The 6371-nt window shown below is 61.2% G+C and carries 4 protein-coding genes; 1 reads left to right on the plus strand and 3 read right to left on the minus strand.

Features of this window, described 5'->3' with window-relative positions:
- The 3 genes from HMPREF9538_RS23690 to iolD all read right to left on the minus strand — a co-directional run.
- Positions 1 to 874: sugar phosphate isomerase/epimerase family protein (locus tag HMPREF9538_RS23690; RefSeq protein WP_009484072.1), on the minus strand; the 874-nt coding region annotated here is incomplete at its 3' end.
- 41 nt (positions 875 to 915) lie between these two features.
- Positions 916 to 1929 carry a Gfo/Idh/MocA family protein gene (locus HMPREF9538_RS23685; protein WP_004186740.1) on the minus strand — a complete coding sequence of 338 codons (1014 nt, stop codon included), beginning with the start codon at positions 1927 to 1929 and terminating at the stop codon, positions 916 to 918.
- Positions 1930 to 1975: 46 nt separating this feature from the next.
- Complete coding sequence (gene iolD / locus HMPREF9538_RS23680) at positions 1976 to 3916, minus strand: 3D-(3,5/4)-trihydroxycyclohexane-1,2-dione acylhydrolase (decyclizing) (protein WP_004152191.1); 1941 nt, start codon at positions 3914 to 3916, stop codon at positions 1976 to 1978.
- Between the two features lie 505 nt (positions 3917 to 4421).
- On the opposite strand from iolD, the gene HMPREF9538_RS23670 reads away from it, so the two are divergent.
- Complete coding sequence (locus HMPREF9538_RS23670) at positions 4422 to 6335, plus strand: bifunctional 5-dehydro-2-deoxygluconokinase/5-dehydro-2-deoxyphosphogluconate aldolase (RefSeq protein WP_004146797.1); 1914 nt, start codon at positions 4422 to 4424, stop codon at positions 6333 to 6335.
- Positions 6336 to 6371: the final 36 nt, after the last annotated feature.

Here is a 6371-nt window from a genome sequence, read left to right on the forward strand (position 1 = left end):
GCAATTCACGTTCAATAAGTTCACGGGTTTCCACTGCCTGGTATTTCATTTTTTCCGGGTAGCCAAACAGCGAGGTGGCGACAATCGGCTCCCCGCCGACCTTGAAGGTCTGCTCGGCGAATTTCATTTCGCGCAGGGTGCGGAATAGCGCGTCGAAATCCACATCCCCTTCCCCGACGCCTACGTGCTGGTGCACCACGGCATCCACGCCCGGCGGGTTAACGATATAGCGGCAATGTTTCGTATGATTGCGGGTGTCCGCAATCAGGACATGGGAGAGATCGCTCCCGGCATAGCGCAGCATGCTCGCCACGTCGCCGACGCCTTTGTCGTAGAAAAAGGTGTGCGGCACGCTGTAGACGTACTTCACGTTATCGCTGCGGAACGACTTCACGATATCGACGGTTTCATTGTTCTCTTCGCAGAAATCCCAGGGATGCGCCTGGATCTCCACGCGGATGCCTTCCCGCTCAAAAATCGGCAACAGCTCTTCCATTGAGCGATAGAACATTTCATCGCAGATCTCAGGCTGATTCGGATCGCCGGAGAACTCGGTGTTGATCACCTGAACGTCCATCTCCACCGCGATTTCCACCAGCCGTTTCCAGTTTTTCACCGCCGCCTGACGGCGCAGTTCGTCCGGGCCGGACCAGCGGTAGACGCAGATAAACGACGACAGCTCAAGGCCGGTATCGCGCAGCGCCTGCTTGTACTCCGCCATGATCTCCCGGCTGGCGCGCGGGTGCTTGTAGAACGGGTTTATCTGCGGGTGCGGCGACTGTTCAATGTACTTGTAGCCCCACTCCGCTACCTGATGGACCATGCGGGTGATCCCGAGGTCCTTAATGACATCCACATCAAAGGCAATTTTCATCGTCGTTACCTGTGCAAAGAAGTTCCGTCAGCAAAACGCGCTTAACGTTTGTAGAATGCCGGGCACTCAGGCAGCGTCACTTCAACCGGCTCGCTGGTTCCCTGCGCTTTAATGCAGGCGTCCGCCGCCACCGACGCCGCGTAGCCGTCCCAGGCCGACGGGCCGTGCAGCTGACCGGCTTTGACGTCGTTGATAAAGGCCTGCAGCTCGACGTCGTAGGCTTTGATAAAGCGGTCTTTCCAGTCGGTCAGAATGGCGGTCGACAGGCTGGCGGACTTGCGCATCTGGACGGCAGACGGCTCCGGCAGACGGGCAATCCCGGTCTCGCCGACCACTTCGCACTGGATGTCATACCCGTACTGGCAGTTCACGAACACTTCGACGTCGATCAGGGTGCCTTTTTTGGTTTCAAAGGAGACGATCTGCGGATCTTTCAGGCGCGCATGGGTGTGCGAGGTGGAGCGCGGGAAGCGCACCTGCACGGAACGGTAGTCATCGTTCAGCAGCCAGCGCAGCACGTCCAGCTCGTGGATCAGGGTGTTGGTGATCGCCATATCGGTGGTGTAGTTCTCGCCGACCGACTGGTTGCGGTGGGCACAGCGCAGCATCAGCGGTGCGCCGATATCGCCATCGTCGATCACTTTTTTCAGCGCCAGATAGCCTTCGTCGTACGGGCGCATAAAGCCAACCTGCACCAGACGACGGCCGGCCTTCATTTCGGCATCGACGATGCGGCGGCAGCCTTCCGCGGTCATCGCCAGCGGTTTTTCGCAGAATACCGGCTTACCGGCGGCGATGGCGGCCAGAGTGTACTCTTCGTGGGTCGGGTCCCAGGAGGTGACCAGGATGGCATCGACATCGCTGGCGTTAATCACGTCGTGGCCGTCGGCGTAGACTTCCGCCTGCACGCCCGGCAGCGCGACCGCCGCACGGGCGTTGTCGGCATTGATATCAGACACCGCCACGACGGTGGCGCCCTGCAGAACCTGGGTGCAGCGACGGATGTGTTCTTTACCGATAGCGCCAGCGCCGATGACACCTAATTTGAGCGACATAATGGTTTTCTCCGTAAGTCTGTAGGATTCAGGGTAGAGGTTCGTTTTAGTAATCACGCGCCTGGGCGCGCTTTTCATTAATCATTTGCGCCACCTTGCGGATCCGCTCAGAGAGCGCCGTCTGGGCGACTCCGACGTTCCACCAGCTGCCGTATTTGTGCACCATGGTCTTCGGCAGCACTTTAATATCAATCAGAGTGCTGACCGTTTCGCGACGGGCGGCGTCCAGCGCGTGGCGCAGTTCGTCCAGGGTAGTGACGCGCCAGGTTTTGCAGCCGTAGCCGGCGGCGATGGTGGCGAAGTCCACCGGCACCAGGCCGCCCTGCAGCTGGCCGGTTTCCGGCTGACGGTAGCGGAACTCGGTGCCGAAGCTGTCCATCCCGTGCTCCATCTGCAGGTTGTTGATGCAGCCGTTGGCCATGTTGTCGAATAGCACGACGTTGATCTTCGCCCGCTCCTGCAGGGAGGTGACCAGCTCAGAGTGCAGCATCATGAAGGAGCCATCGCCGACCAGGGAGTAGACTTCGCTCTGCGGCTGCGCCAGCTTCACGCCCAGCGCCGCGTTGACTTCATATCCCATGCAGGAGTAGCCGTACTCCACGTGGTAGGTGTTTTCCGCACGGTTGCGCCAGACGCGCTGCAGATCGCCGGGCAGGCTGCCCGCCGCCGCGACGATCACCGCCTCGGCCGGCAGCGTTTCATTCAGTACTCCAAGAACGCTGCTCTGGGTCAGGGTGGAGTCGGTGATCTGGCGGAACTCGCGATACACCGATTCACGATCGAGATGATCGTCGATCTCCGGCACAAAGGATTTCTCCTGCCACACCGCCTGGTAGACGCGCTGGGTCTCTTTTAACTGACGGCTCTGCACGCTCTCGATCTGCGCGCCCCAGCCGGCCTGCCAGCCGCTGTCCGCCAGCGCCGCGTCGAGAGCGGTCATTGCTTCCCGGGCGTCCGCCAGCATGGCAATGCCGTCCAGCTTCCAGGCGTCGAAGTTGCTGACGTTAATATTCAGGAAACGCACCTCCGGGTGCTGGAAAATCCATTTCGAGGCGGTGGTAAAATCGCTGAAGCGGGTGCCGACGCCGATCACCAGGTCGGCCTCTTTCGCCAGCAGGTTCGCCGCCAGGCAGCCCGTCTCGCCGACGCCGCCGACGTTCAGGGGGTGAGACGAGACCACCGTCCCCTTCCCGGCCTGGGTTTCGGCGAAGGGCACCCCGTAGCGCTCGGCGAAACGGGACAGCGCTTCGCCCGCGCCGGAGTATTTCACCCCGCCGCCGCAGACGATCAGCGGTTTACGGCTGGCTTTGATGGCCGCCACGGCGTCCGCCAGCTGCGCGGCGCTGGCCGGGCGCCGGTCGAGACGGTGCACGCGGCGCGCAAAGAAGGATTCCGGGTAATCCCAGGCTTCGCCCTGCACATCCTGCGGCAAGCACAGCGTCACCGCGCCGGTTTCCGCCGGGTCGGTCAGGACGCGCATGGCGTTGATGCAGGCGCTCATCAGCTGTTCCGGGCGGGTAATACGGTCCCAGTATTTGCTGACTGCGCGGAAAGCGTCATTGGTGCTAATGCTGAGATCGTAGCTCTGTTCAATCTGCTGGAGCACCGGATCCGGCTGGCGGGTGGCGAAGACATCGCCCGGCAGCAGCAGCAGTGGGATGCGGTTGGCGCTGGCGGTGCCGGCGGCGGTGATCATGTTGGCCGCTCCCGGACCGATGGAGGAGGTGCAGGCGATAATCTGCCGGCGCAGGGCCTGGCGGGCAAAACCGGTGGCCGCGTGGGCCATCCCCTGCTCGTTGCGCCCCTGATAGACGCGCATATCGCCGCTGTCCTGCTCCAGCGCCTGCCCCAGCCCCAGGACGTTGCCATGGCCGAAAATCGCGAAAATGCCTTTCACGAACTTCAGCTCTACGCCATCCACTTCCAGGTACTGGTTATCGAGGAACTTCACCAGCGCCTGCGCCGTTGTCAGTCTCAGTTTGCCCATGATGCACAATCCTTATTGTTCAGTATTTGTGTGTGGCGTCGCGCCGATGCCGCCGGGGCCGTCGTTCACGTCACTGGAATACCTGTGGATTATAGGCAAACATTTTTTTCATTAAATACAAATACAGAAGAAATATTTCATTTTGCGAGAAGGATCAAACTCTCTACCCATTTCATACGTTTCACTTACATTCCAGACACGTTTTCAGGCCCTTTTTTGCCGCACCAGACGGAAATATCCCCTTAAAAATCATAGGTAAATGGATGCCATTTGGCGTTTCATTTTTCCCCCGGTCGACAGAGGGGGCGATCCGCGCTCGCGCGAGGCTCAGTGCGGCAGAGTGGTAGATCCCTCACACTTTTGGTTTTTTAATTTCGAACGAGTTTGCAAATGAAATATTTATTTCTCAAACTAAGGGTAACCAATAACCCTCAGGCTGTTCACGGAGTCGACGTCGGGATCCCGACCCTTCCAGGCAGCAGACACCAAAAAGGAAATCCTAGCTATGAATGCAGCAGTAAAGCGGCTCGACGTCATCTGTATAGGTCGGGTGGCCGTCGACCTCTATGCCCAGCAGATTGGTTCGCGGCTAGAAGACGTTGCCAGTTTCGCGAAATATCTGGGCGGCTCCTCCGGCAACGTGGCCTTTGGCACCGCGATTCAGGGGCTGAAATCGGCCATGCTGGCGCGCGTTGGCGATGAACACAACGGCCGTTTCCTGCGCGAAACGCTCAACCGCGCCGGGGTGGATACCGAGTATCTGATTACCGACAAATCTCGCCTGACCGCGCTGGTGATGCTGGGGATTAAGGATCAGGAGACCTTCCCCCTGATTTTCTACCGCGATAACTGCGCCGATATGGCCTTAACGCCTGACGACATTAGCGAGGAGTATATTGCCTCCTCGCGGGCGCTGGCGGTGACTGGCACCCACCTGTCGCACGCCAACACCCGCGCCGCGGTGCTGAAGGCGCTGGAGTACGCCCGCCGTCACGGCCTGCGTACCGCGCTGGATATCGATTACCGTCCGGTGCTGTGGGGGCTCACCTCGCTCGGCGATGGCGAAACCCGTTTCATTGAGTCCGGACCGGTCACCAGCCAGCTGCAGGAAGTGCTGCATCTGTTCGATTTGGTGGTGGGAACCGAAGAAGAGTTTCATATTGCCGGGGGCAGCACCGATACCCTGACCGCGCTGAAAAATGTGCGCAATGCCACCAAAGCCACTCTCGTCTGCAAGCGCGGGCCGATGGGCTGCGTGGTGCTGGAAGGCGACATCCCGGACAGCTGGGACCAGGTGCCGCTACAGCAGGGCGTGCGCGTGGAGGTTCTCAACGTGCTGGGCGCCGGGGATGCCTTTATGTCGGGTCTGCTGCGCGGCTGGCTCAACGACGAAGGCTGGGAGCAGGCTTGCCGTTACGCCAACGCCTGCGGGGCGCTGGTGGTCTCCCGCCACGGCTGCGCGCCGGCGATGCCGACCAAAGTCGAACTCGACGACTACCTGCAGCGCGCCGAATCGGTGCCGCGCCCGGACGTCGACGAGCGCCTCAACCACCTGCACCGGGTCACCAGCCGCCGTCAGCAGTGGCCGGAGCTGTGCATTTTCGCCTTTGACCATCGTAAACAGCTGGCCGATCTGGCGCGGGAGACCGGGCGCGACGAAGCCTGCATTCCGCAGCTCAAGCTGCTGTTGTTGGCCGCGGCCGAAGCGGCGGCGCAGGAGGCAGGTCTCGATCAGCGCAGCGGCATTCTGGCCGACGGCACCTACGGCCAGCGTGCGCTCAACGCCATTACCGGCAAGGGCTGGTGGATCGGCCGCCCTATCGAACTGCCCAGCTCGCGACCGCTGCGTCTGGAGCATGGCAACATCGGCTCGCAGCTGATCGACTGGCCGCTGGAGCATGTCGTCAAATGCCTGGTCTTCTATCACCCGGACGACCCGGCGGCGCTGCGTGCAGAGCAGGACGCCCTGCTGCTCGAGGTCTGGCAGGCCTGTAACAAGTCAGGCCATGAACTGCTGCTGGAGGTGATCCTGCCGGAAAATGGCCCGGACAAAGACGAGCGCCATTACCACACTATGCTGGAACACTTCTATCAGCTGGGGATCAAGCCGGACTGGTGGAAGCTGCCGCCGCTCTCCAGCGCCAGCTGGCAGCAGATCACCGCCCTTATCGAGCGCGAAGATCCGTGGAGCCGCGGGATCCTGATCCTCGGGCTTGACGCCCCTTCCGACAAACTGCGCGCCGGTTTCGCCGAGGCGGCCGCACACCCGATGATCAAAGGTTTCGCCGTCGGGCGCACCATCTTTGGCCAGCCGTCGCGGCGCTGGATGCAGGGTGAGCTCAGCGATGAGGCCCTGATAGAGGAAGTGAAACGCAACTACCTGACGCTCATTGGCTACTGGCGCGAAGCCCGCCGCTGATCCCCCGAGCCCCCCCCCCCCCCCCCCCCCCCCCCC

It is taken from the genome of Klebsiella sp. MS 92-3, from assembly GCF_000195655.1.
Taxonomy (GTDB): domain Bacteria; phylum Pseudomonadota; class Gammaproteobacteria; order Enterobacterales; family Enterobacteriaceae; genus Klebsiella; species Klebsiella pneumoniae.